Annotated in this window: 23 protein-coding genes; 11 read left to right on the top strand and 12 right to left on the bottom strand. The window is 63.2% G+C overall.

Annotation, left to right across the window (positions count from 1 at the left end; all coding sequences use genetic code 11):
• Nucleotides 1-11 precede the first annotated feature (11 nt).
• The 7 genes from MHM88_RS19300 (at nt 12) to MHM88_RS19270 (ending at nt 7460) form a co-directional block, all read left to right on the top strand.
• Nucleotides 12-1190 (top strand): acetyl-CoA C-acyltransferase, encoded by a 1179-nt coding sequence (locus MHM88_RS19300; RefSeq protein ID WP_239368292.1) that lies wholly within the window; start codon nt 12-14, stop codon nt 1188-1190.
• A 12-nt stretch (nt 1191-1202) separates the two neighbouring features.
• The gene (locus tag MHM88_RS19295; protein ID WP_239368290.1) at nt 1203-2399 is read left to right on the top strand and encodes an acyl-CoA dehydrogenase family protein; all 1197 of its coding nucleotides are present in this window, start codon (nt 1203-1205) and stop codon (nt 2397-2399) included.
• Between the two features lie 12 nt (nt 2400-2411).
• A complete protein-coding gene (locus MHM88_RS19290; protein WP_239368288.1) occupies nt 2412-3542 on the top strand; it encodes an acyl-CoA dehydrogenase family protein in 1131 nt (376 codons plus the stop codon).
• A gap of 111 nt (nt 3543-3653) precedes the next feature.
• On the top strand, nt 3654-4487 hold the full coding sequence (locus MHM88_RS19285) for an IclR family transcriptional regulator (protein ID WP_370687514.1): 834 nt from the start codon (nt 3654-3656) through the stop codon (nt 4485-4487).
• A 75-nt stretch (nt 4488-4562) separates the two neighbouring features.
• Nucleotides 4563-5276 (top strand): DUF1868 domain-containing protein, encoded by a 714-nt coding sequence (locus MHM88_RS19280; RefSeq protein ID WP_239368286.1) that lies wholly within the window; start codon nt 4563-4565, stop codon nt 5274-5276.
• Nucleotides 5277-5510: 234 nt separating this feature from the next.
• Complete coding sequence (locus tag MHM88_RS19275; RefSeq protein ID WP_239322695.1) at nt 5511-6473, top strand: ROK family protein; 963 nt, start codon at nt 5511-5513, stop codon at nt 6471-6473.
• A gap of 192 nt (nt 6474-6665) precedes the next feature.
• Nucleotides 6666-7460, top strand: a complete 795-nt coding sequence (locus tag MHM88_RS19270) for an ORF6N domain-containing protein (RefSeq protein ID WP_239368284.1) — start codon at nt 6666-6668, stop codon at nt 7458-7460.
• Nucleotides 7461-7514: 54 nt separating this feature from the next.
• Here the strand turns inward: MHM88_RS19270 and MHM88_RS19265 are convergent, their stop codons facing one another.
• From MHM88_RS19265 to MHM88_RS19255, 3 genes are all read right to left on the bottom strand, one after another.
• Entirely contained in the window at nt 7515-8207 is a 693-nt protein-coding gene (locus MHM88_RS19265; RefSeq protein ID WP_239368282.1) for a FadR/GntR family transcriptional regulator, read from the bottom strand.
• The gene (locus MHM88_RS19260; RefSeq protein ID WP_239368280.1) at nt 8198-9034 is read right to left on the bottom strand and encodes a sulfite exporter TauE/SafE family protein; all 837 of its coding nucleotides are present in this window, start codon (nt 9032-9034) and stop codon (nt 8198-8200) included. The genes MHM88_RS19265 and MHM88_RS19260 overlap by 10 nt, the downstream gene beginning before the upstream one ends.
• A 108-nt stretch (nt 9035-9142) precedes the next feature.
• Complete coding sequence (locus MHM88_RS19255) at nt 9143-10339, bottom strand: ROK family transcriptional regulator (RefSeq protein ID WP_239368278.1); 1197 nt, start codon at nt 10337-10339, stop codon at nt 9143-9145.
• 184 nt (nt 10340-10523) lie between these two features.
• On the opposite strand from MHM88_RS19255, the gene MHM88_RS19250 reads away from it, so the two are divergent.
• From MHM88_RS19250 to MHM88_RS19235, 4 genes are all read left to right on the top strand, one after another.
• A complete protein-coding gene (locus MHM88_RS19250; RefSeq protein ID WP_239322700.1) occupies nt 10524-11540 on the top strand; it encodes a sugar ABC transporter substrate-binding protein in 1017 nt (338 codons plus the stop codon).
• 159 nt (nt 11541-11699) lie between these two features.
• On the top strand, nt 11700-12761 hold the full coding sequence (locus MHM88_RS19245; RefSeq protein ID WP_239322701.1) for an ABC transporter permease: 1062 nt from the start codon (nt 11700-11702) through the stop codon (nt 12759-12761).
• Nucleotides 12761-13537 carry an ATP-binding cassette domain-containing protein gene (locus MHM88_RS19240; protein ID WP_239368276.1) on the top strand — a complete coding sequence of 259 codons (777 nt, stop codon included), beginning with the start codon at nt 12761-12763 and terminating at the stop codon, nt 13535-13537. Before MHM88_RS19245 ends, MHM88_RS19240 begins: the two co-directional genes overlap by 1 nt.
• Entirely contained in the window at nt 13534-14160 is a 627-nt protein-coding gene (locus MHM88_RS19235; protein ID WP_239368274.1) for a nucleoside/nucleotide kinase family protein, read from the top strand. The genes MHM88_RS19240 and MHM88_RS19235 overlap by 4 nt, the downstream gene beginning before the upstream one ends.
• An 87-nt stretch (nt 14161-14247) precedes the next feature.
• Here the strand turns inward: MHM88_RS19235 and MHM88_RS19230 are convergent, their stop codons facing one another.
• The 9 genes from MHM88_RS19230 to pgi form a co-directional block, all read right to left on the bottom strand.
• Nucleotides 14248-14799 carry an AAA family ATPase gene (locus MHM88_RS19230; RefSeq protein ID WP_239368272.1) on the bottom strand — a complete coding sequence of 184 codons (552 nt, stop codon included), beginning with the start codon at nt 14797-14799 and terminating at the stop codon, nt 14248-14250.
• 122 nt (nt 14800-14921) lie between these two features.
• The gene (locus tag MHM88_RS19225; RefSeq protein WP_239368270.1) at nt 14922-15797 is read right to left on the bottom strand and encodes an NAD-dependent epimerase/dehydratase family protein; all 876 of its coding nucleotides are present in this window, start codon (nt 15795-15797) and stop codon (nt 14922-14924) included.
• A gap of 209 nt (nt 15798-16006) precedes the next feature.
• Entirely contained in the window at nt 16007-18196 is a 2190-nt protein-coding gene (locus tag MHM88_RS19220; protein ID WP_239368268.1) for a xanthine dehydrogenase family protein molybdopterin-binding subunit, read from the bottom strand.
• A gap of 4 nt (nt 18197-18200) precedes the next feature.
• Nucleotides 18201-18665, bottom strand: a complete 465-nt coding sequence (locus tag MHM88_RS19215; RefSeq protein ID WP_239368266.1) for a (2Fe-2S)-binding protein — start codon at nt 18663-18665, stop codon at nt 18201-18203.
• Between the two features lie 299 nt (nt 18666-18964).
• On the bottom strand, nt 18965-19942 hold the full coding sequence (locus MHM88_RS19210) for an AraC family transcriptional regulator (protein WP_239368264.1): 978 nt from the start codon (nt 19940-19942) through the stop codon (nt 18965-18967).
• Between the two features lie 451 nt (nt 19943-20393).
• Complete coding sequence (gene eda, locus MHM88_RS19205) at nt 20394-21044, bottom strand: bifunctional 4-hydroxy-2-oxoglutarate aldolase/2-dehydro-3-deoxy-phosphogluconate aldolase (protein WP_239322709.1); 651 nt, start codon at nt 21042-21044, stop codon at nt 20394-20396.
• Nucleotides 21045-21048: 4 nt separating this feature from the next.
• On the bottom strand, nt 21049-22860 hold the full coding sequence (gene edd, locus MHM88_RS19200; protein ID WP_239368262.1) for a phosphogluconate dehydratase: 1812 nt from the start codon (nt 22858-22860) through the stop codon (nt 21049-21051).
• A gap of 33 nt (nt 22861-22893) precedes the next feature.
• Nucleotides 22894-24345, bottom strand: a complete 1452-nt coding sequence (gene zwf / locus MHM88_RS19195) for a glucose-6-phosphate dehydrogenase (RefSeq protein WP_239322711.1) — start codon at nt 24343-24345, stop codon at nt 22894-22896.
• A 25-nt stretch (nt 24346-24370) separates the two neighbouring features.
• Nucleotides 24371-25981 (bottom strand): glucose-6-phosphate isomerase, encoded by a 1611-nt coding sequence (gene pgi, locus MHM88_RS19190; protein WP_239368260.1) that lies wholly within the window; start codon nt 25979-25981, stop codon nt 24371-24373.
• Between the last annotated feature and the right edge of the window lie 86 nt (nt 25982-26067).

The raw sequence follows: 26067 nt of genomic DNA, 5'->3' as shown, positions 1-26067 counted from the left end.
GGGAATTTTCGATGAAACAAGCTGTTATCGTCTCCACCGCCCGCACCGGGCTCGCCAAATCCTATCGTGGGGCGTTCAACGACACCCATGGCGCTCATATGGCAGGCCATGCCATTGAGCATGCTGTGGCGCGATCAAAGATCGACCCGGCGCTGATCGAGGACGCCTTTATCGGCTGCGGCTATCCCGAGGGCTGGACCGGTGGCAATATCGCCCGTCAGGCAGTGGTGCGCGCGGGCCTGCCGGTGTCGGTTGCGGCCGCAACGGTGAACCGGTTCTGTTCTTCGGGCTTGCAGGCGGTGGCGATGGCCAGCCATGCGATCAGTTTGGAGGGCGCGTCTGCTGCCATCGCCGGTGGCGTCGAGAGCATCAGCCAGATGCCCCCCTCGCGCCCCGCACAGCGTCGGGACACGTGGATCGAGGCGCACAAACCCGAAGTCTACATGACCATGATCGAGACCGCTGACGTCGTCGCGCAGCGCTATGGCATCTCGCGCGAGGCCCAGGATGAGCTCGCCCTGGAAAGCCAGATGCGCACCGCGGCGGCGCAGGCCTCCGGCAAGCTGGATGACGAAATCGTGCCAATCACGGTCACGCAGAAGATCACCGACAAGGAAACCAAGGAGGTCTCCTACAAGGATGTCACCTTCTCGATGGACGATTGCAACCGTCCGAACACCACGCTTGAGGGGCTTTCTGGTCTGAACCCGGTGCGCGGTGAGGGCAATTTTGTCACCGCCGGCAACGCCTCTCAGCTCTCGGACGGGGCCGCTGCGCTGGTGGTGATGGAGGCGGAGCTTGCCGCGCAACAGGGGCTGGAGCCGCTCGGCGCGCTTAAAGGGTTTGTCACCGCCGGTTGTGAGCCCGATGAGATGGGGATCGGTCCGGTCTTTGCGGTGCCCCGCCTGCTGGAGCGTCACGGGCTCAAGGTTTCTGACATCGATCTTTGGGAGCTGAACGAGGCCTTTGCGTCCCAGGCGCTCTATTGTCGCGAGCGGCTGGAGATCGACCCGGCAATCTGCAACGTCAACGGGGGCTCCATTTCCATCGGCCATCCGTTCGGCATGACCGGGGCGCGGATGACCGGGCATCTGCTGCTGGAAGGCAAGCGGCGCGGTGCCAAGCTGGGCGTGGTCACCATGTGTATCGGCGGCGGTCAGGGTGCGGCTGGCCTGTTCGAGATTTTCTGATCGGCGGCCCGGATGGACCTGAGCTACACCGCTGAACAAGAAGCCTTTCGCGCCGAGGTGCGCGCCTTTCTCGCCGAGAAGCTGCCCGAACAGCTGAGCGAGAAAGTCCGGCTGGGCAAGCGCCTGACCAAGGCCGATATGGAGCAATGGCACGCCATTCTCAACGCGCGCGGATGGCTGGCTCCGAATTGGCCCGCCGCCTATGGCGGTGCGGAATGGGACGCGGTGCAGCGGCAGATCTTTGAAGAAGAAGCCAGTCTTGCCCATGCGCCGCGTGTGGTCCCATTTGGCCTGACCATGCTGGCACCGGTGCTGCTGGCATTCGGCACCGAGCGACAGAAACGCCACTATTTGCCGCGTATCCTGAGCGGCGAGGACTGGTGGTGTCAGGGCTATTCAGAGCCGGGCGCGGGATCCGACCTTGCCAGCCTCAAGACCCGTGCGGTGCGCGATGGCGATCACTATGTGGTCAACGGGCAGAAGACCTGGACGACCCTCGGCCAGCATGCCAACTGGATCTTCTGCCTTGTGCGCACCAACCGGGATTGCAAGCCGCAGGAGGGGATCTCCTTCCTGCTGATCGACATGGCCGCGCCGGGTGTCACGGTGCGCCCGATCACGCTGATCGATGGCGCGGCAGAAGTGAACGAGGTGTTTTTTGACAATGTGCGCGTCCCCGTCGACAACCTCGTGGGCGAGGAAAACAAGGGCTGGACCTATGCCAAATACCTGCTGACCCACGAGCGGACCAATATCGCCGGTGTCGGGTTTTCCAATGCAGCGTTGGCGACGCTGAAACAGGTCGCGGCGACCACTATGTCCGGCGGCAGGCCCCTGGCGCAGAACCCGCAATTCGCGGCGCGTGTGGCGCAGGTGGAAATCGATCTGATGGCGATGCGGACGACCAATCTCCGCATGGTGTCGGCCGCGGCGCAGGGGCAGGCCCCGGGACCCGAAAGCTCGATGCTGAAGATCAAGGGCACCCAGATCCGTCAGGAGCTGACATCCCTGTTGCGCCGCGCGGCTGGACCGGATGCCTTGCCGTTCTGGCCCGATGACCTTGATGGTCCTGACACCGACATGCACGCGCGACCGGAACATGCTCCCGCCGCCGCGCCGGGCTATTTCAACATGCGCAAGCTGTCGATCTTTGGTGGCTCCAACGAGATCCAGCGCGGCATCATCACCAAGTCCATTCTGGACCTGTGAGGAGGGAACGGCATGGATTTCACACTGACCGAAGAGCGCGTCATGCTCAGGGACATGCTGCGGCGGTTCCTGTCCGAACAGTATGATCACGACACGCGCCAGGCCGTGCTGGCCGCGGGCGCGCCCTTTGATGCGGGCATCTGGGCGCAATTGGCGGAGCTGGGCATTCTCGGGGCCCTGTTCCCCGAGGCAAACGGCGGCTTTGGCGGCGCGGGGTTCGACATTGCTCTGGTGTTTGAGGAACTTGGCCGTGCCGGTGTGATAGAGCCGGTTTTGTCCTCCGCCATCCTGGGCGGCGGCCTTGTCGCGATGCTCGGGACCGCGGATCAGCAGGCGCTGTTGGCCGAGGTGAAGGCGGGCACGACCCTGCTGGCCTTTGCCCATTCAGAACCGGGGACCCGCTATGATCCGGCCGATGTCTCCATATCTGTGGGGGAGGGGCGCACGTTGAGCGGTATCAAGACCCACGTTCTGGGCGCGGCAGAAGCGCATATGCTGGTGGTGTCCGCGCGCGAGGGTGGGGCTGCGGGCGACACTGAGGGGCTGTCGCTGTTTCTTGTTCCTGCCGATGCGCCCGGCATCCACATCGCGCAACATGTAACGGTTGACGGGGTCTCCGCTGGAACCGTGCGCCTTGAGAATGTGATCCTGCCCGAGACCGCGCGGCTGGGTCCGGCCGGGCGGGCCTTCGATGCGATCGAAGCGGTGTATGCACGCGGCACCCTCGCCGTAAGTGCGGAGGCGCTTGGTGCAATGGAAACCGCCAAGGAGATGACCATTTCCTACCTGAAGGAGCGCCAGCAGTTCGGGCGTCCGATCGGCAGGTTTCAGGCCTTGCAACACCGGATGGCGGATGTGGCGATGGAGGTGGAGCAGGCGCGCTCTGCGGTGATCAATCTTGCCGGGCATCTGGAGGCCGCGCGCGGGATACGTGAGCGCCACGTGAGTGCGGCCAAGAACCTGATCGGTCGCATTGGCGCATTGGTCGCCGAGGAGGCTGTGCAGCTGCACGGCGGCATCGGCATGACGAACGACTATGCACTGTCTCATTTCGTCCGCCGCATCGTGATGATCGACCACCTGTTTGGCGATGTCGATTACCACCTGGAACGTTTTGTCCAGCTCGATGCGGCGCTGTCGTGACGCCAGCGTTGGTGCCGATCAGGCCCGGAGGCGGCGCGGCCCGGCCATGGACAGGGCACCGGTCTGGGTGTCGGGGGCAAAGGCGCTTTTCTTGGTGTTGCAAAAGCCTGTATGATGGAATGCCAGATTGATACAGCGGGGCAGGCGATGATGCGCGAACTTGAGCAGGACCGGCGATATGCCAACACGCTGGCACGTGGCCTGCGTATCTTGCGCGCGTTTCGCCCCTCCGACAACGGCCTGGGCAATCTGGAGATTTCAGAACGCACCGGCATCCCGCGCTCGACCGTGTCGCGGCTGACCTTCACGCTCTGTGCGTTGGGATATCTGACCCACGGTCGCCATTTCGACAAGTATCGCCTTGGCCCGGCGGCGCTGGCGCTGGGCAATATCGCCTCGGCGGCGTTTGGGTTTGTGACCGTCGCCGCCCCGATCATGCAGGCCCTGGCCAATGAGGTCGGCGCATTGGTCGGGGTCGCGATTCAGGATGACGGCAACATGCTGATCGTCAAGACCTGGCGTCCGGAAGGCTCCCGCACCATTTGGCTGGATGTGGGGTACAGAATGCCGCTGCTGACCTCGTCTTCGGGGTTGTCCTATCTGGGGGCCCTGTCGCGCGAGGAACGCGAAAAGGTGGAGGGTCTGTTGCCGGAGGAGAGCTCTGGGACCTGCGAGGAAATCTGGCAGCGCGAGCGCGCCCACTTGTGGCGTGAGGGGTATGCATTTGTGCAGGGCGAGGCGCGGTATTCGCGCTCAATCAACGCCGCTGCGACACCCTTTCGCCCGTCGGAGATCGGCGAGCCGGTGTCTTTTTTCTGCGGTGCGAATGCCGACGATCTGAGCGACGCGCGCATCCACGACCAGGTTGGTCCGGCACTGGTTCAGGCGGTTGCCCAGTTGAAGGCGCTCACCGGTCAGACCGTTTCCGCCGTATCCTCCGGCTGAGGCGAAACCACTGTCAAATCCCTGATACTTAACAGGCGTAGATCCGGTGGGCACGAACACCAAAGGACTTCGCCCATGGCCACCTTCCGCCCTGATCCCATACGCTTCCTGACCGGAGCAGATACCGAACTGTCGCGCCCCAGGGCCATTTCCGAGCCCGCGCAGGGCGGGAAATTCACCCCCGATGGGGAGGTGCTGCCCTTTCCCGGCAACACGGTGATCTGCCATATCGACCCCAAAAGCGATGTGCATGCGGCGCTGTGTGAAATGCAAGACGAGGTCCGGCACAGCGATTTTGGTGCTCTCTTCACCTATCTGCCGCCGGCCAGCCTGCATATGACCGTGTTTCAAGGGATCTCGCCGGATTCGCCGGTCTGGCCCGAAGGTGTTCCGAAGGGCGCATCCCGGGACGAGGTCACAAGCGTTCTGAAAACGCGGCTGGCGGGGCATGACCTGCCGCAGCGCCGGCGTGTCACGGCGACGGGCCTGTTTTGCGGTCATTCGGTGACGCTGGAGGGCTCCACCGACATCGAGGAGGCACGCCTGCGGGCCACCCGCGTCTCCCTGCGCGATCTTACCGGATTGCGGCACGATCATTTCGACACCTACACGTTCCATATCACGCTGGGCTACCTGCTGCGCTGGCTGGATCGTGCGGAGGCCGAGGACCTCGTGGCGTTTTCCAATCAGGTTTATGCGCGCCACGCAGCGCGGTTGTCGGCCATAGAACTCGGCCCCCTAGAGCTTTGCTCCTTTGAGAACATGCACCACTTCGAGCCGGTCACCTGACCGCGCTGCGCGGTCCGCACTGCATTTATGTTTGCGCTAACGCTTGCCATTCCCTGCAAGGCGCGCCAGAGTCGCACCAACTTCGGGGCGCAGCCGCAAAGCGGGCGTGAAAGAGGCGGCAGCACTTGACCTGCGCCGCGCAAGCCTGTTTGACCCTGAGCAACTGATAACCTGAGCATCGGGCTCGACCGTCCGCCCCTGCGTGACAGGGGGGACCGGGCCGGAGGGGCAAAGATGTGGAATCTCATCGCTGACGTTGGCGGAACCAACATGCGGCTGGCAGCCGTGAATGCCGAGGGCGAGATCCTCGAACGGGCGCGCTATGACACCAAGGGCACGCTCAACCTGGAACAGGCCTGCGCCGATTTTGCCGCGCATCGCGGCAGCGCTCCGGGACGGGCCGTGATTGCGGCAGCGGGCGTGGTCCGGGGCGGTTCGGTTCAGTTGACCAATGCCGATCAGAGCTTTTCAGAGCGTGGCATTGCCGCCGCGTTGAAGATCGAACGCGCCAAGGTCCTGAATGATTTCGAGGCCGCGGCGTGGTCGCTCGCGTCGGTGGGTGAGGCGGATGTGACCGTGTTGCAAGGCCAGGCCGTGTTTCCAAAGGAACCCTGTCTGATCATCGGCCCGGGCACGGGTCTTGGCGTCGGGGCCCTGGTCTGGGCCAATGGCGAGCCCTGCGTGGTTCCGGGCGAGGGGGGGCATGTGGCGCTTGGTCCACGCTCCGCCGAAGAGGTACCGATCTTTGAGGCGCTGCGCGAGGAATGGCCCGAGGTCGGCATGGGACCGGGGCTGGTTGTGGAGGCCGAAGCGATCCTGTCCGGCACCGGTTTGCCCTATTTCTATCGTGCGGTTGCCAAAAGCATGGACCTGACCGCGCCGCTGACGACAGGGGCAGAGATCTTTGAATCGGCCAAGGCCAAGCTGGATACGGCGGCGATCCGCTCGGTGCAGCTGTTTGCCCAGTATCTGGCCGGGGTGGCGGGCGATCTGGGGCTGGTGTTTGCGGCCAAGGGCGGCGTGTTCATCAGCGGTGGGGTGGCGGCGGCCAACCCCTGGATCTTTGATGCTGCGTTTGTGGCCGCCTTTAACGCGGGCGGGCGACACACGGCGTGGCGTCAGGAATTGCCGCTGCATCTCTATCATCAGCCTAATTTCGGCCTGATCGGGGCGCGGAACTACTTGCGGGCGCGATGAAACCGTCAGGGCGTCGATGGTGCCCTCTGACCGCTGCCGCGCGCTGTTGGATCATCTGCTGACCTGATGCTCCACCTTTGCGGGTGGGCGTGTGACGATTGCGCGTTGAGCTTGTAGTCACAGCTTGGCATTCTGTTTTGGAAGATCAAGTATTGGACCAAACCCATTACCCGTCAGGAGGTTCGCGTCGCCATGGCGGACAAGACATTGACCACACCGCAGATTTTCACGTTTCGGGGTGCTCCGGTCATCCGCGATGCCGATCTGGCCGCGTTGTTCGACTATAGCACCGGCAACCTCAACAAGCTGGTGAACAACAATGCGGATCGTTTTGGCGAGGATTTTGCATTTCGCCTGTCTCAGGACGAGTTCGAAGACTTGAAACTCCAACTTGGAATATCAAGTGCTCACGGCGGTCTGCGCAAGCCTCCGATGGTCTATACGGAGCATGGTGCGGTGATGGCGGCGACGCTGATCCGGTCGCCACGCGCCGCCGAAGCCTCGCGCTTTGTGGTGAAGACCTTTGTGGCGGCACGGCGGGGGCTGCTCTCACGGGCAAAGGGGCAGAACCTGCCACTGACGCTGCCGGTGAATGACCTGTTGCCGGTCGAGGGCAGTGAGCGACACGGGCTGGTGGCGAAACTCGATGCGGCGCTGGGCCGGGTGCTGGATGCGATCGCCGACCCGGAGCAGGAGACCACCGTGCGCGACGAGGCCCGGGCCATCGCGCTTGACGGCCTGTCAGCCATCAAGGCGCATCTGAAAAAACAGGATATCGCCAACGAGAAAACCCTGACCGAGGTGCAAAAGCTGCTGAAGGAAGCCGAGGCGATCGATACGGAGATCTCGGCCCGTCATATCGAGAACAACCACCGCCAGCTTGCCTATCTGGCCAAACAGCTGCGGATCGTGATCGAGGTGCAGCGCTATCTCGATCAGGGCAATGTGGAAAACTTGCTCGCGGTGCTCAAGGATCTCGGCAACTAGCCTCCTGTCAGCAGGGGCAGATTGGTTGTGGTGGCGGCAGTGGGTCGGTGCGCTTCAGCCGTCCTGTCGCCCGTCCAGCAGCTGTCCGACGTCCGCCAGGTGCTCCTGCATTGCCGCTTTTGCCGCCTCCGGTGCCCCGGCGCAAATGGCATCGGCAATGGCAGTATGTTGCTGCGACAGCCTGGCGATCTGATGCGTGCCAAGTGCCTGTTGCCGTGATCGTGTCCACTCGGCCGCCTGCCGCAGGCTGCGTATCTCCTCGAACACTGTCAGGAACACCGCATTCCCCGCCATTTCGGCAATCTTGTAGTGAAAGATGTCGTCGGCGCGCTCATAGCTGGCCAGGTCCTGTGCCTGCAAAGTCTCTTCCATCAGCCGCAACAGGCGGGCCTTGTCCGCAGAGGTGGCGCGCTCGGCGGCCAGGGCCGCCAAGGGAGGTTCGAGCGTCCGTCTGACCTCCATGAGGTCACGCGGCGCGGCACGTCGCGCCAGCACGCCCAGGCGTTCTGCACCCTGTGCCGGGGGCGGCTGCAAGAAGGTGCCCTGACCATGGCGGCGAAATATCAGCCCTTCTTGTGCCAGTTCTGCAAGAACCGCCCGCAACTGTGTGCGCGACACAGACAATCGCTCCGCAAGGGTGCGTTCGGGCAGCAGTCGCCCCGCGTCAGCCAGCTCGCCGCTGAGGATTGCGGCACGAAGGGCGTCCGTCCGGTGGCGCGCCGTGCTGCCCGAGGGTTTCAGAGCCATCCGATTTGTTCGGCCAGATCTGCGAACATCCGCAGCGCCGTGAGCATCAGGAACACACCAAAACAGAGCTTCAGCGCCCGGCGGGGAATGCTGTGGGCGAGTTTCACACCCACCCGTGCGAAGCTGGTCGAAAGCGGGATGATGACCGCCGCCAGCATGAGGTTCACATAGCCGAGCGACATGGGGGGCAGGCCTTCGGCGGCAAAGCCCGTCGCCATGTAGATCAACGCGCCCGGAAGACCGATGACAAAGCCGATGGCAGCGGATGTGCCGACGGCCTTGCGTATGTCATACCCGAGAAAGCTCAGCGTCGGCACGCAGACGGTGCCCCCACCGATCCCCATCATCGCCGAGACCGCACCGGCAAAAACGCCAAGCGCCGCCCAGACCGGCTTGGAGAAGCTGCGGGGCGCGGTGGCCTCTGCGGGTTTGCGCAGGATCATGTCGAAGGCCACCGCCATCGCAACCGTGGCAAACACCGCCAGCAACACATTGCCGGAGACAACACCGCCAAGAATGCCACCGATCAGCACGCCGGTCAGGATCGAGGGCGCCCAGAGCTTGAGCAACGCGGTGTCGATCGCCCCTTTCTTGTAGTGGCCATAGCCCGAGGAGAGCGAGGTAAAGACGATGGTCGCCAGAGATGTTCCGACCGCAACCTGCATGGTCAGTGCCGGATCCATGCCGGTGAGGGACAGCGCGAAATAGAGCGCTGGAACAATGACGATACCGCCACCAACGCCCAGCAGCCCGGCAAGGATGCCACCTGCGACGCCCGCCGCCGCTGCTACGCCTGCCAGCGGCAGGAGAGTGTCCAATTCCAACATGTCGCGCCGGCCTTCCGTTCTGCTGCGGTCTGCATTGGCGCTAAACCAGTTTGAAATTGGTTGCAATACTTCTGTCCAGAGACGACATGCCCCGCCGGATGGCAGGGCTCAGGAGGTGGGGGCAAAGCCGCTGTGGCTGTCCAGAAGATATTGTGCAATCAGGGGTTTTGCCGCAGCGCCAAGCGCGGATGCATTGGCGCCGATCCGGCCTTCCTGGACCTCTGGCAAGAACAGACCGCGCGCATCTAGTCGGGGCAGTTCCTCGTGGACGCGGGCAACAAGCCGGTTGCGCAAGGAGGGGGGCATGGCGCCGTCGATCACCACCGCCTGAAAATCGATCACGGCGCAGCTGGCCAGCGTCGCACGGGCCAGCGCATGGGCGGTTTCCTCCAGCCACTGATCTGCCTGTTCGGCGATCCTGCTCCAGTCTTGCGGCTGCTGCCAGAGCACGGCGGGATCAATATCCTCGTCGACAAGCCGCCGTTCCAGCACCCGGATCGACGCCGTATCAAGAAGACGCGCCTCGCGACCGTCGGGCAGGCGCGATGGCAGGGGCCCCAATGCGCCCGCGTTGCCGTGGCTGCCTTCGTAGACGGAGCCGTTCAGGATGACACCGCCCCCAAGGAACGACGCGATAAAGAAATAGAGCCCATCGCGCCAGGCCCGGTTGCCACCGAACATGTGCTCTGCGCGGCAGGCGGCGGTGGCGTCATTGATAATGAAAACCTGAAGGTTGCTGAAGCCCGCGATTTCGGTTGCCGGATCCAGTTCCCGCCAGGCTTCCAGGCTGGCTTTGGGTGCTCCGACTTGTTCGTGCCAGCGCCAGAGATCAAACGGAGTGGCGACACCGATGCCACAGATACGGTCTTTGTGATCGGCGGTCATGCCCGCCTCGATGTCGCGCAGGCTGGCTTTGATAAACCCAAACACTTCGGCGGGCTGCGGGTAGCGGTAGCGCAGGCGGCGTTCCGCGTGGATGGTGCCGCTGAAATCGATCAGCAACAGGTCGGTGCTGCGGCGGCCAATTTTGATCCCGTAGGAAAAAAGCCCCTCCGGATTGATGGTCATCGGTACCGAAGGTTTGCCCACGCGACCTTTCTGGCTCTCGCCACGCAAGGTCAGCCCGTCCCGTTCAAGTTTGCGCAGGATGACGGACACCGTCTGCGATGACAGCCCAGTGCGCCGGGCCATCTCGCTGCCGGGCATGGCGCCGTCATGATGAAGGACTGAAAGCATCAATCGTTCATTGTAGGCGCGCACTTCGCTCTGGTTGGCGCCGCTGCTGTATTGGCGTGTGTCTGACATGGGCCGCTCTATGCGCTTCTCCTCGTATTGAGGCAAGAGATTGCCGCTCGCCCATTAATAAATCAAGTTGAATTATTTATTGACAGAGACCGGGAATCGCGGCTTTCTGTGGGCGAGCAGCGTACCGGCACAGCACAGAGAGGGTCGGGCGCGGTGTTCTAAAATCAGTTTCTGGGAGGAGACCATGAAGAAACTTCTGATGACCACCATTGCCGGTGTCGGCTTGATGGCAGGCGCCGCACAGGCGCAGGACACGGTGACGGCCTGCCTGATCACCAAGACAGACACCAATCCTTTCTTTGTAAAGATGAAAGAGGGCGCCACCGCCAAGGCCGAGGAACTGGGTATGGAGCTCAAGTCCTTTGCGGGCAAGATCGACGGCGATCACGAAACGCAGGTGGCCGCGATCGAGACCTGCATCGCCGATGGCGCCAAGGGGATCCTGCTGACCGCTTCGGATACGTCGTCCATCGTGCCCGCCGTGCAGCAGGCGCGGGATGCGGGCTTGCTGGTGATCGCGCTCGATACTCCGCTCAGCCCGATCGACGCAGCGGATGCGACCTTTGCCACCGACAACTTCCTTGCCGGTGAGCTGATCGGCCAGTGGGCTGCGGCCGCATTGGGAGATGAGGCCGAAAATGCCAAGATCGGCATGCTCGATCTCGCCGTCAGCCAGCCGACCGTTGGCGTCCTGCGCGATCAGGGCTTCCTCAAGGGCTTTGGCATCGACCTGGGCGATCCGAACAAATGGGGCGACGAGACCGACCCGCGCATTGTTGGCAACGACGTCACCGCCGGCAACGAGGAAGGCGGCCGGAAGGCGATGGAGAACCTGCTCGCCAAGGATCCGATGATCAACGTGGTCTACACCATCAACGAACCCGCGGCCGCAGGGGCCTATGAGGCGTTGAAATCCATCGGGCGTGAAAACGATGTGCTGATCGTGTCCGTCGATGGCGGTTGCCCCGGTGTGCAGAACGTCAAGGACGGTGTGATCGGTGCCACCTCGCAGCAATATCCGCTGATGATGGCATCGCTCGGCGTTGAGGCGATCAAGAAATGGGCCGACGAAGGTGTGAAGCCGGAGCCGACCCCGGGCAAAGAGTTCTTCGACACCGGTGTTGCACTGGTGACCGACAAGCCCGTGGACGGTGTCGACAGCATCGACACCACCGAAGGGACCAATCTCTGCTGGGGCTGATCCGTGTGGGACGGCGCGGTCTTTTGACCCGCTGACCTGATCTGGTTTCCCGGATCGATTTTGAAAAGGGGCGGCGCGCGTTCGCCGCCCCTTTGCCCCAGACCACAATAAAAACGACACAGACCAACCCCGCCAGCCCGGGTGATTTGGAGGAGTATCATGTCAACCCCGCAGAGCTATGAGGCCGCGGTCGCCGGTAGCCCGGACAAGGTGGCCGAGTTCGACCACGGCCCGCAGAGTTTCATTCAAAAGCTCCAGCATGCGCTACATGTGACACCGTCTCTGGTGCCGCTGATCGTGTTGGTGCTGTCCATCGTGATTTTCGGCCTGCTTCTGGGCGCGAAATTCTTCTCGCCCTTTGCGCTGACGCTGATCCTCCAGCAGGTGGGGATCGTCGGAATCGTCGCCTGTGCGCAGTCGCTGGTGATCCTGACCGCCGGTATCGATCTGTCGGTCGGGGCCATCATGGTGCTGTCGTCGGTGGTGATGGGGCAGTTCACTTTCCGCTATGGATTGCCGCCGGTGATGGGGGTGGCCTGTGGCCTCGTTTGCGGCATGATCTGTGGCTATATCAATGGCTGGCTTGTGGCCAAGATGAAGCTGCCGCCCTTTATCGTGACCTTGGGCATGTGGCAGATCGTGCTGGCAACGAACTTCCTCTATTCCGCCAATGAAACCATCCGCAGCCAGGAAATTTCCGAGCAGGCTGCGTTCCTGCAGTTCTTTGGTGAGAAGATCAAAGTGGGCGGAGCCGTCTTCACCTATGGGGTGATCTTCCTCATCGCGCTGGTGCTGATCCTGGCGTATGTCCTGCGCCACACGGCGTGGGGGCGACATGTCTATGCGGTCGGCGATGACAAGGATGCAGCAGAGCTGTCCGGTGTGAACACCGACAAGGTGCTGATTTCCGTCTATGTCCTGTCCGGATTGATCTGCGCCTTTGCGGGCTGGGCCCTGATCGGCCGTATCGGATCGGTGTCTCCGACCTCGGGCCAGCTGGCCAATATCGAATCCATCACCGCTGTGGTGATCGGGGGGATCTCGCTCTTTGGCGGGCGCGGCTCCGTGCTTGGTACCTTCTTCGGGGCGCTCATCGTGGGCGTCTTCACCCTGGGTCTGCGCCTTCTGGGGGCGGACGCGCAATGGACATATCTCCTCATCGGCGTGCTCATCATCGCCGCCGTGGCTGTGGACCAGTGGATCAGAAAGGTATCGGTGTAATGCAACCCATTCTCAAAGGCCGCAATCTGGTCAAACGCTACGGCAAGGTGACCGCGCTCGATCACTGTGACTTCGACCTGATGCCGGGGGAAATCCTCGCGGTGATCGGGGACAATGGCGCCGGTAAATCCACCCTGATCAAGGCGCTGTCGGGGGCGGTGATCCCGGACGAGGGCACTGTGGAGCTGGACGGCAAACCGGTCAATTTCCATTCCCCCATCGACGCCCGGGAGGCCGGGATCGAGACGGTATATCAAACGCTTGCCATGTCGCCCGCGCTTTCGATTGCCGACAATATGTTCATGGGGCGTGAACTGCGCAAGCCGGGCTGGCGGGGTCAGGTCCTGCGCCAGTTGGACCGCAGCCGGATGGAGGAGATCGCCCGCGAAAAGCTCAACGACCTGGGGCTGTTGACGATCCAGAACATCAACCAGGCGGTGGAAACCCTGTCAGGCGGTCAGCGCCAGGGGGTGGCCGTGGCGCGGGCTGCCGCCTTCGGGTCGAAGGTGATTATCCTCGACGAGCCGACGGCCGCGCTTGGCGTCAAGGAAAGCCGCCGGGTGCTGGAGTTGATCCAGGACGTGAAATCGCGCGGTATTCCGATCATTCTCATCAGCCACAACATGCCGCATGTGTTTGAGGTCGCAGACCGCATCCATGTGCATCGCCTGGGCAAGCGGCTTTGCGTGATCGATCCGAAACAACACGAAATGTCGGATGCGGTGGCCTATATGACCGGTGCCAAGGAACCAGATCCGGCGCTTTCTGCGGCATGATGCAGGTGGCCGAAGAGGCGCTCTGCGCAGCGGTTCTGAGCCGTCTCGACCTCCATGCCGACAAACGTTGTCTGGTGGCGCTATCGGGCGCCCCGGGCAGCGGCAAGTCGACGCTGTCGGGCCCTTTGGCGCAGCAGATGACGGAGCAGGGGATCGCGGCCGAGGTGGTGCCTATGGATGGGTTTCACCTGGACAACGGGCTGCTGGAAAAGCGGGATCTCTTGGCGCGCAAAGGGGCACCGGAGACCTTTGACCTGGCCGGGTTTTCCCATCTGTGCCGCAGGCTCCGGCATGAGGATCACGTGATCTATCCGCTGTTCGACCGCAACCGAGACGCGGCAATCGCTGGTGCGGGGGAGGTCACGCCGGAGTGTCGCGTCGTCATTGTCGAAGGCAACTATCTTCTGTTCGACGAACCCGGCTGGCGTGATCTTTTTCGGCTGTGGGACGTGTCGATCCGAATGGAGGTGCCGCTCGCGGAACTGGAAACACGACTGATCCGGCGCTGGCGGCAGCAGGGGCTGGGGCCCGAAGCCGCACTGGTGCGCGCACGTTCCAATGATCTTGCAAATGCGGCGCGGGTTGCAGCCGCGCAGCTGCCGGCCGACCTGATCGTGGGCTAAGACCGCAAGGCCCGGGTCAGACCTCCGCCCCCGTATCCGACATCGCCCCCGTATCCGACCTCGCCCAAGGGGGCTGGGCAAACGGGTCTAGCCATGCGCGGCGTCGCCGGTTGCGGAGGAAACCGCCTCTGCAGGCGGCAGGCTGTTCAGGAACCCTTGCACATCGCCGAGACTGCGCAGCACATGGATTTGCTTCTCCGCTGGAGCGTGCTGGATCAGGTGCTGGATTTGCTGCCGCGATGTGTGGCGTGTGCGCCAGATGAAACGAAAGAAGTCGAGGTTGAATTGCTCCGGGCAGCCCTCGGGCATATCCGGGCGACTACGTCCCCAGTAAAGAGCAGAGCGCCGGATCACCCGCCAGAACCGCAAACCAAGCGGAACATCAAGCCAGATCACCGTATCGGCACGCGACAGGCGCTCTCTCCAGGTGGCGGAATGGCCCCCTTCGAAGATCCATTCCGGGCGTGCATGGACCTCGGCGCAGCGGCGGGTTTTTTCATCCCGTGGGCGCTCCACCCACCCGGGTGCCCAATGAATGTGATCGATATGAACCACCGGCAGCCCCGTGCGGGCGCCGAGTTTGCGTGCCAGTGTGGATTTGCCGGAGCCCGGTTGGCCAATGATCATTACCCGTTTCATTCCAGACTCCCGGCCAGTTAATTTGCGTCGATACCCAAGGCGACGAGAGCTACCACCAGGGGTTGCATATGACAAGGCGCGTCGCGCGCCATGCGTGGCGCGCATTGATCCCGCTGCCGGGATCACGCCGGCGGGAAGCACTGTCTCAGATCCGTGTATCGCGGTGCCCAGCCTGTCGCCTGTGCAAGGCGCCTTGCAGAGAGCCGTTGATCGAGCATGGGACCCTCCGCCCAGGCGCCTTCACTGGCCAGCACCTCGGCTCGGGAACGGCAGACGTAGGGGGTGGTTTGCCCGTGAGAGAGCGCAAGGATACCTGCGATCTCTGCAACCGGAACGCCGGTCTGAGCAACAGCATTGTAATGCCCCGTGAGCCCCTGCAGCTCGAGCAGCAGGCGATAGGCCCGCGCCAGGTCGTCTCGGTGAATGAGCGGCCAGCGGGTGCTGGCCTTTCCCCAGATCTCGATCGGGCGTTGTGTCCGGACCTGCCGGAGCATCTGCTCCAACACGCCACCTTTGGCGTGGTAGACCATGGCGGGATGAAGGACGGCGGTTGAAAGTGCAGGCGACGCCAGGAGGCGCCGGGCGTGGTCCACCATCCAGGCAAAGGCGGGGATCGGCGCGAAGCGATCCGTCTCGGTGGCAAGGGTGCCGCCGGTGTCACCATAGAGCCAGCACCCACCGGTATAGACGACACGCAGAGGTGTCGCGCGCTTTTCAGCCTGTTTGAGCAATATGCGCACGACGCCGAGGTCGGCGGCGGCCATGTGGTTGTCAAAGGTGGCAGCGGCGTGGATCACGGCCTCCTGATGCGGGAGGGCATCTGCCCAACCGTCCGGGTCACATAGATCGCCAGCAAGGGGTGTTGCCCCGAGTTTGGCGACGGTCGCGGCACTGCGTTGCGACCGGCATAGGGCGGTGACCTCATGCCCTGTACCGAGCAGTTCTTTCAGGATGGCTGTGCCGATGGTGCCGGTGGCACCAAGCAGGAAAACGCGCATGGATCAGACCTCTGCAAAAGGATGTCCAGATCTCTGTGCAGGCTCAACCATGGTTGAGGGCAAGCGTTTTCTCGGCAGGGGGTCCTAGGTTTATAGGCCGGGTCCGCCAACGGGGAGGTTAGACAGCGGACGCGCATGAACGTGGCCCGGCAGGAAACGGGGCGCTGTGGCGCGCCCCGTCTGAGTTTGATCGGTCGTCGGTGCAGCCCTTAGGCGAAATAGACGCCAGCCTCTGCCATCGGCAGTTCGGCCACAACGGTTTCACCTGCGGAAAGACCTGCGATCGCATTGGCCAGGGCAGGTGCCGACGGCGGCGTGCCCGGTTCGCCAATACCTGTCGGGGCAATGGTGGAGGGCACGATATGGGTTTCGATCTGCTTGATGTCAGAGATCCGAAGAGGCTCGTAGTCCGGGAAGTTCGATTGCTCCACCTCACCGCCGGCGAGGGTGATCTGATCTCGCATGGCATGACCGATCCCGTATCCGATACCGCCTTCCAGCTGGGCTCTGATCACATCCGGGTTGATGGCGATGCCGCAGTCGACCGCGGCGGTGACCTTTTCGATCACGATGCCATCATCCGGATTGCCGGAGACCTCTACAACCTCGGCGACATAGGATCCGAACGACTTGTGCACGGCGATGCCCTGGCTGCGTCCTTCGGCGGCCTGACCCCAACCGGCCTTTTCCGCGACCAGTTTCAGAACGCCCGCCTTGCGGGTCTGATCGGCGCCGTCGCCGGTCAGATGGGCGAGGCGGAATTCGACCGGATCCCGTCCCGCGGCGCGGGCGGCCATGTCCATCATGGTTTCCATGACGTAGGCCGTGTGGGTGTGTCCGACCGAGCGCCACCACAGCACCGAGGTTGCTTTCTTGGTATCGGTCAGACCAACCGCCATGCCGGGGATCTGATAGGGGCTGTCGCCAATACCCTCGACCGAGGAATGATCGACACCGTCGTGAACGGACATGGGTTCAAACGCGGTGCCCTTCATGATCGACTGGCCTGCGACCTGGTGTTCCCAGCCCGCAATCGTGCCATCCGCGTTCAACCCGACACGCACCTTGTGGCCAAACGCGGGGCGGTAGTAACCGCCACGGATGTCGTCTTCGCGGGTCCAGACCAGTTTGACCGGGCGTGACCGATCCGTCATCGCAAAGGCGAGACCCGCTTCCACCTGATAGTCCGCATCCGGTGTCGCGCGGCGCCCGAAGGACCCACCTGCGAGCATTGTCTTGATGTGGATCTTCTCCGCCGGCAGGTCAAAGATCTGCTGATAGGCCATATGCGGCCCGGTCGGCATCTGAGCGCCGTCATGCAGCACGATGTCACCCTCGGCGGTCTGCTCGATGGTGCAGTTCAAGGGCTCCATCGGCGCATGCGCCAGCAAGGGGAAATAGAAGGTCTGCTCCAGGACGGTATCCGCCGCGTCCACGGCGGATTTGACAGCCGCGCGATCCGCCTTGTTGACGTTATAGGTGGGCTCCCCGTCGAGCGCGGTCATGATCTCCTCGCGGATTTCCGCGCTTGATCGGGTTTCAGCGGCGGCCATGTCCCACTCGACCTCCAGCGCCTCGCGGGCCTGGATCGCCGCCCAGGTGTTTTCCGCATAGACCGCAACGCCGTGTTTGGTGGGCAGGGTCTGGGCCATGATGAAGCCTTTGACGTCCTTCGCGGCGCTGTCGTCGAACGAGACCACAAGCCCGCCACGCTGCGGCGTGCGCTTGATCATGGTGACCATCTGGTTCGGCAGCTGCACATCTATGGCGAATTGCGCCTGACCATTGACCTTGGCCGGGCTGTCGAGGCGGCGGGTCTCGGGGCTGCCGATGATCTTCCACTCCGACGGCGCGCGCAAACGCGGCGCTTCGGGTGGCGTCATCTCGGCGGCGGCGGCGACAAAATCGCCGAGCGGCGCGCTGTTGTCCGCGCCGGTGACCTGACCGTCGACGATGTCGAGCGTCGCCGGGTCAACGCCCCAGGCCTGTGCGGCGGCGGCAATCAGCATTTCGCGGGCGGTGGCCCCGGCGGTGCGGTATTGTTCCCAGGAATTGGCGATCGCGGTAGAGCCGCCAGTGCCCTGAAAAGCGCCAAAAAACAGGTTGTTGTAGACCTGCGGATCGGAAGGGGCAAATTCGAAATCGATCTGCTCCATGGTCACGCCAAGCTCTTCGGCGATGATGGTGCTGAGGCCGGTGGAGGGGCCCTGACCCATTTCGAAGTGTTTGACGATGGCAAAGATCTTGCCATCGGCATCGATTTTCACAAACGGGGTGAGCATAGCGTCGGCGGATTGACCTGCGGCCATGGCGCCCTTGGCGGTGGCGCCGACAAACAGGACGGCACCGGCTGCGGCGGCGGATTTCAGGAACCCGCGGCGGGAGGTGTTCAAGGTCATGATCTCAGGCCTCCATGATTTCGGACGCGCGCAGTACGGCGGCGCGGATGCGTTGATAGGTGGCGCAGCGGCAGGCGTTGCCCCACATGTAGCTGTCGATGTCGTCGGCGGTGGGTTTGGGCGTTTCGCGCAGCAGGCCGACGGCGGACATGATCTGGCCGGACTGGCAATAGCCGCATTGCACCACGTCCAGCTCGGTCCAGGCCTGCTGGACCGCGGCGCCGATCTTGTCGTCCTGCATGGCCTCAATGGTGGTGATTTCGGCATCCTCGATGTCGTCGACATAGGTCTGGCACGAGCGCACCGGCTCGCCATCCAGATGCACGGTGCAGGCGCCGCAGGAGGCAACGCCACAGCCGAATTTCGTGCCGGTCATCTTGAGGTCATCGCGGATCACCCAAAGCAGCGGGGTGCCTGGCTCGGCGTCGACCGTCTTGATCTCGCCGTTGATTTTAAGGGTAAAGCTCATGGCTTAGGATCTCCTGTTGGGGTGGCGGCCCATCCTGAACCGGTGAGCCAATGCCTGCAGGGCGACGGTGGGCGGGGCAAAGCGCGTGCCGCGCAGCCGTCTGGTGGTAGCTAAAAGATAGGCGGCAGGGGGGCAGGTTCAAAAACAATTGATGCCAATGTTCATGCAGATGAGGCCAATGGTGTTTCGCGTCAGGCTGCGCCTGACACGACCGGCGGGGGCGCGGGCTCGTTGAGCCCGCGCCCCCGCGCACTCAAACCGATGTCAGGCAGAGGCCTCCTGCCGTTGGACGCCCGGGTCTAGAGCGATGCCACCAGATCTCCGGCCGCAAGCCGTGCCCGGGCCTGCAAGGGGGTCAGGCCGGTCCAGTTGCGAAAGGCGCGATAGAAGGAATTCGGATCGCTGTAGGCCAGGAGATAGGAGATTTCCTCGACGCTGATATCGTCCTGACGCAGATAATGGAGCGACAGCTCGGTACGGGTTTCATCAAGGATTGACTGGAAGGTCACCGCCTCCCGCGCCAGATGGCGATACAGCGTGCGTTTGGACATCACCATCTGGCGGCACACCGCATCTGCCGTGGCGTGTCCGGACGGCAGCAATTCCAACAGCGCTGCCTTGACCCGTGCAGAGGTGGGTTGGCTGGCGCGCCAGTCCAGCATCTGGCGGCGCAGCTCCTTTTCAAACGCCGGCCAGATCTCTGTGGCCTCGGAAATCAGGCGTCGGGTGCTGTCTTCCGGTGCAAGCAGGAAGCTCAGGCTGTCGCCGGTGGTGATCTCGCAGCCCACATCGGCCTCCAGCGCTGCCATGTCGATTTCAAGGGACAGGACCGAAGCGGGAAGGGTCACAGCCAGCGGCACCACGTGACAGGCTGTGCAGGCGCGGATGAGTTCCAGGAAAAACACCAGCTCAAAGACAGACATGCCCGCCGGCACAGGACAATCCGGCATGGTGGAGGTGACAATCACCCGCGTGCGGCCCTCCATCTGGGCACAGGTGATCTGCACGGGCGCAACCAGCGGTTTGAAGACGTTGAGCCGTTCCAGCCCGGTCACCACATCCGGGCTGCAGGAAAAGGCAAGCAAGGCGGGCTTGAAGGGGGTCCGTGCCGAGGTCTTTGCAAGATGCAGTACGGTATCCAGCGACCCGGCTTCGGAAAATGTCGCCTCCCAGAGGTCAAAGATCTGGCGACCGGACACTCCGCGCTGTTCGTGATCGAGCAGGTCGACTGGCAATCCGGCACGGCGCATGATCCGTTCGGGATCGATTTGCAGCAAGGCGCAACACCCTTTCAGAGTTTTGACAAAGGGGAAACGCTCTGCTTGCGCCATGGGGACCTCATGTTTCGGGTTGGCCGGTGGAGGCAGGAAGATCCCTAGTAGATCGGTACAAATGGTCGCGGTGCAAGGGGCAGGGCCTCAATTCACACGGAGTGGCATTATTTGCAGGTGTGGTGGCGCGATTTGCACAATCTACCCATCCAGAATGATCGCGGCTCCTGCGGTTTTGCCGGTAGATCGAGGGCGGTTTGGCATATCGGAGACAGGACAGGCACAGCGCCCTTTGGCGCGGTGCTTTTGAATTGGACACGATCCGCATCGCGCCTTTGCCACCAGTGGTACGTGCGGTAAAGGCGAGGTGCGGTAGGTGAGCGTACCGGCCAGGCAGGGAGGGATCTTGCCACCCCGTTCGGGCCTCTGTCCTGTCGCGGGACCGCCTGCGTGGGGGTCAGGCGCGTTCCAATTGGCTGGCTTCGCGGGCCAGCTCTTCGATCGCCTTCCAGTCGCCTGCCTCGACCAGTTTGGCAGGTGCAACCCAGCTGCCACCGGCGCAGATCACGTTCGACAGGCTCAGGTAGCTGTTGGCATTGGCCGGGCTGACGCCGCCGGTGGGGCAGAAGGAGATTTGCGGCAAGGGCGCGCCAATGGCCTTGAGTGCGGGCGCACCGCCAGAGGCCTCGGCGGGGAAGAACTTCAGCATGTCATAGCCAAGCTCCAGCAGCGCCATCGCCTCGGATGCGGTGGCTGCCCCCGGCAGCATCGGCAGATCGGCGGCCAGTGCGGCGTCCAGCAACAGCGGCGTGGAGCCGGGGGAGACACCGAATTTGGCGCCCGCGGCAACGGCGGCGGTGACATCGGCGGGGGTGACCAGCGTACCGGCGCCGACAACGCCGCCTTCGACCTGCGCCATTTCGCGGATCACATCGAGGGCTGCGGGCGTGCGCAGGGTGACTTCCAGTGCGGGCAGGCCACCGGCCACCAGCGCCTCGGCCAGGGGGCGGGCGTGTGCAACATCGTGGACGACCAAAACCGGAACGATGGGGGCCAGCGCGCAAATCTCGCGCGCCTGTTTGCTGGCGTCTTGCGGGGTAAGGGCCATGGGATCAGACTCCAAATACGGTTGCGCCGGTGTCGGCGGAGGTCACGGAATTGCGGAACAGGGCGAAGAGTTCGCGCCCGGTGCCGTGCTGATAGGATGTGAGGTCGGCGGTGGCGGCGGGGCGGTCGAGCACGCCTTCGGTCAGCACCTGCAGATCGCCGCTCAGCGCATCCACCCGCACCACATCGCCATCCTGCAGTTTGGCGATCACGCCGCCGTCCAGGGCTTCGGGCACCACATGGATCGCCGAGGGCACCTTGCCCGAAGCACCGGACATGCGTCCATCGGTGACAAGCGCCACTTTCTGCCCGCGCCCCTGCATGATCGACAGGAAAGGCGTCATGGAGTGCAGCTCCGGCATGCCATTGGCCTTGGGGCCCTGGAAGCGGACCACGATAACCACGTCACCCTTGTCGAGTTCGCCTGCCTTGAAGGCGGCCTTGGCCTCGTCCTGATCGTGGAAGACCCGTACCGGAGCTTCGACCACACGGTGCTCCTCGGCCACGGCGGAGATCTTCATCACCCCGGTGCCGAGGTTGCCGGTGAGGCGCGCAAGGCCGCCGGTGGGCTGGAAGGGGTCGGAAGCAGGGCGTACGATCTTGTCGTTGAGCGTTTCCGTGGTGCCCTTGCGCCATGTCAGCGCGCCTGCATCCAGGAAGGGCTCCATCAGGTAGGAGCCAAGACCCTCGCCGGTCACGGTTTTGGTGTCGGGGTGCAGGTAGCCCGCGTCCAGCAGCTGGCCGATCATGTAGCCCAGACCGCCTGCGGCGTGGAAGTGGTTCACATCCGCCAGCCCGTTGGGATAGACCCGCGCGATCAGTGGTACCACGTCAGAGATTTCGGAGAAATCCTGCCAGTCGAGGATGATCCCGCCGGCGCGTGCCATGGCGATCAGGTGGATCAGCAGGTTGGTGGAGCCGCCGGTGGCCATCAGTCCGACCATACCATTCACGAACGCCTTCTCATCAAGGATATCACAGGTCGGCGTGTAGTCATTGCCAAGCGCCGAAAGCGACAGCGCGCGCTTCGCGCCTTCTTTGGTCAGCGCATCGCGCAGCTCGGTGCCGGGATTGACGAAGGAGGAGCCGGGCAGGTGCAGCCCCATGAACTCCATCAGCATCTGGTTGGTGTTGGCGGTGCCATAAAACGTACAGGTGCCGGGGCCATGGTAAGCGGCCATTTCGGCCTTCAACAACTCATCTCGACCGATCTCACCCTTGGCAAACTTCTGGCGGATCTGGGCTTTTTCGTCATTCGAGAGGCCGGAGGTCATCGGCCCGGCAGGCAGGAACACTGCGGGCAGGTGGCCAAAGGCCTGCGCGCCAATCACCAAACCGGGGACGATCTTGTCACAGACGCCGAGGAAGACAGCGGCGTCAAAGACGTTGTGTGACAGCGCAATACCTACGGACATGGCGATGCTGTCGCGCGAAAACAGCGACAGCTCCATGCCTGCTTCGCCCTGCGTGACTCCATCGCACATGGCCGGAACGCCGCCTGCCACCTGCGCGGTGCCGCCCGCTTCGCGCACGGCGTCGCGGATCAACATCGGATAGGTCTCAAACGGCTGATGCGCCGAGAGCATGTCGTTATAGGCGGTGACGATCCCGAGGTGGCCGCCTGTGCCGGTGGCGAGTGTTTCCTGATCCGGGCCGGTGGCAGCATAAGCATGGGCCTGACCGGAACAGCTGAGGTGCGCGCGTGCGGGGCCTTTGGAGGCGGCGGCGCGCATCCGGGCAAGATAGGCCTCGCGCGTGGGACGGCTGCGTTCGATAATACGGTCGGTGACGGCGGCGAGTGTGGCATTGAGCGACATTGGCGTGCCTCCTTTTCAGATCTTACAACAGGGTCAGGCGCCGATAGCGCGCCAGCGGCGGCCATCGCGATGCAGGAGCAGGAGCGCGTCTTCGGGTCCCGAGCCGCCCTGATCGTAGGGTTGCGGCGCGCGGGTGGAATTGTCCCAGGCCCCGACGATGGGATCGGCCCAGGCCCAGGCGGCCTCGACCTCGTCGCCGCGCATGAACAGGGTCTGGTTGCCGCGGATCACATCCATGATCAGCCGCTCATAGGCGTCCTGCGGGCGCCCCGCCTCGGGCAGACTGTCGGCAAAGGTCATGTCCAGATCCGCCGAGGTCAGGCGCATGCCGCCGGGGCCGGGATCCTTGATGGTGGTCTTGAGCGTGATGCCCTCGTCCGGCTGCAGGCGAATGACCAGCATATTGCCATCAATGGCGTTGTCCTCGCCAAAGATATTGTGCGGCGGCTTGCGGAAGTAGACGGCGATCTCCGACACCCGCTCGCGCAGGCATTTGCCGGTGCGCAGGTAGAACGGCGTGCCCGCCCATCGCCAGTTGGCCACCTCGACCTTCATCGCAACAAAGCTCTCGGTGCGGCTGGCGGGATTGCCCGCATGGTCGCGGTAGCTGTCGTCACCCGCCTTGGCGCGGTACTGCCCACGCACGATGTTGTCCATCGGCGTCGCCTCGAGGCTTTCGATCACCTTGAGTTTCTCATTGCGCACGGCGTTGGGTTCAAAGGTCGAGGGCGGCTCCATCGCGGTGAGACACAAGAGCTGCATCAGGTGGTTTTGCACCATATCCCGCATCGCGCCGGATTTGTCGTAGTATTCACCACGCCCCGCCACAGAGATGCTCTCGGAGACGGTGATCTGCACGTGGTCGATATGATGCGAGTTCCACTGCGGTTCAAACAGCGAATTGGCAAAGCGCAGCGCCATCAGGTTTTGCACCGTTTCTTTGCCAAGGTAGTGGTCGATCCGGTAGATCTGGCTTTCTTCAAAGTGCTCGCGCAGGGCTGCGTTCAGCGCCTGAGCCGAGGCCAGATCGTGGCCAAAGGGTTTTTCGACCACGATGCGGCTGTCGTCATCCGCGATGCCGGTGGATTTGAGCCGCCCGGCAATGTCACCAAAGAGCGAAGGCGCAACCGAGAGGTAAAACGCCCGCACCACACCATCGCGCAGCTTGCTGCCGAGGTCGGACCAGCCGCCTTCGCCCTTGGCATCGACGGAGGCATAGTCGAGCAGCGCCAGAAACCGCTCCACATCGGGCTCCGCATCGGCGGGGATGTCACCGAATTCCTTCAGCGCGTCGCCCACGAGGGTCTGGAACTCGCCCTGATCCATCTTGGAGCGTGACGCCCCGATGATGCGGCTGGTGTCGTCGAACTGGCCGATCTGGAACCGGTGGAACAGGCTCGGCAGGATTTTGCGCCGTGCAAGGTCGCCGGTGGCGCCGAACAAGACGAAGTCGAAACTGTCTACGGGGATGACGCGGGATACCATAAGTGTCTTCCTCTTGGTTGGCGGGTCAGGTTGAAAGCTTGGCCAGCAGGCCACGGGTGGAGGCATCTTTTTGGGATGCATCTGCCCCTTCGACCATGGGCAGGAGGCGGGTCGCCAGTTCCTTGCCCAGCTCGACGCCCCATTGGTCAAAGGAGTTGATCCCCCAGATCACGCCTTCGGTGAACACACGGTGTTCATATAGCGCAACGATCTGGCCAAACACGAAAGGCGTCAGTTTGGGATAGGCAATGGTCACCGAGGGACGGTTGCCGGGAAAGCTCAGATGCCCGGCCATTCGGTCAGCGTCAGCGCCGCTAAAACCGCGGTTTTCGGCGATCTCGCGCGCCTCATCCCAGGACCGTCCCAGCATCAGCGCCTCGGATTGGGCGAGGCAATTGGCCTTCAGCAGGTTGTGCTGATGGGCCAGATCGGGCTCGTGACCTGTGGCGGCGATCAGGAATTCGGTGGGGACCACCTGCGTGCCCTGATGGAGCAGCTGGTAAAACGCATGCTGGCCATTGGTGCCCGGCTCGCCCCAGACTACGGGGCCAGAGGCGCGGGGCAGGGGGGTGCCGTCTAATGCGACGGACTTGCCGTTACTCTCCATATCAAGCTGCTGCAAATAGGCAGGCAGGCGGGAGAGCCGCTGATCGTAGGGCAGCACCGCGCGCGAAGCATAGCCGCAGATATTGTTGTGCCAGACACCAATCAGCCCCAGAAGCGCGGGTAGGTTTTCAGACAGTGGCGCGCTGCGGAAATGCTGATCCATCGCCGCCGCGCCATCAAGGAACGCGCGAAATGCCTCTGGCCCCACAGCGATCATGATTGGCAGACCGATCGGCCCCCACATGGAATAGCGCCCGCCTACCCAATCGGCAAAGCCAAAGACGCGGGCGTCGGGAATGCCCATCGCGGCGGTCTTGTCCATCGCGGTCGATACCGCCGCCAGATGCGCCGAGACATCTTCGCCAAGAGTGCCTTGTAGCCATGTGATGGCGGTCTGGGCGTTGGTCATCGTCTCGATGGTGGTGAAGGTTTTCGAGGCGATCACGATCAATGTGGTTTCAGGGTTCAACCCCGCCAACACATCATGAATATGCGCGCCGTCCACATTGGAGACAAAATGACAGGCAGGCCCGTCGTGATAGGGGGCAAGCGCCAGTGTCGCCATCACGGGACCAAGGTCAGAGCCGCCGATGCCGATATTCACCACATCCGTAAACGCCTTGCCGGACTTGGTCACATAGCTGCCATCGCGCAGGGCAGATGCGAACCCACCCATGCGGGTCAACACCTCCTGAATACCGGGCACCACGTTTTCGCCGTCCACCTCGATCACCGCGTCTGCCGGAGCACGCAGGGCAGTGTGCAGCACCGCGCGGCCTTCGGTGGTGTTGATCTTCTCGCCCGACATCAGCGCGTCGATCTTTGCGGTGAGATCCGCGCTTTCGGCCAGCTGCAACAGCAGGTCGTGTGCCGTGTCATCCAGTGCGGTCTTGGAGTAATCCAACAGCATGTCATCTGCGGATGCCGTGTACCGGTCAAACCGATCAGCGTCCTGTGCAAACCGCGCGGCCAGCGGCGTGGATTCTGTCGCGGCACGATGGGCCTGGAGTTTGTGCCAAATATCACTCATCGGATCAGCTCCTCATGGGTCTGCGGCGGGACCGGCTATCAGGCTGGCCGGGGCCGGGCGGGGCGAAAAGGGACGGCTGCGTCGAC

The organism is Epibacterium sp. MM17-32, from assembly GCF_022348205.1.
In the GTDB taxonomy this organism is placed as follows: Bacteria; Pseudomonadota; Alphaproteobacteria; order Rhodobacterales; family Rhodobacteraceae; genus Epibacterium.
This window is presented reverse-complemented; position numbering and strand designations above follow the sequence as displayed.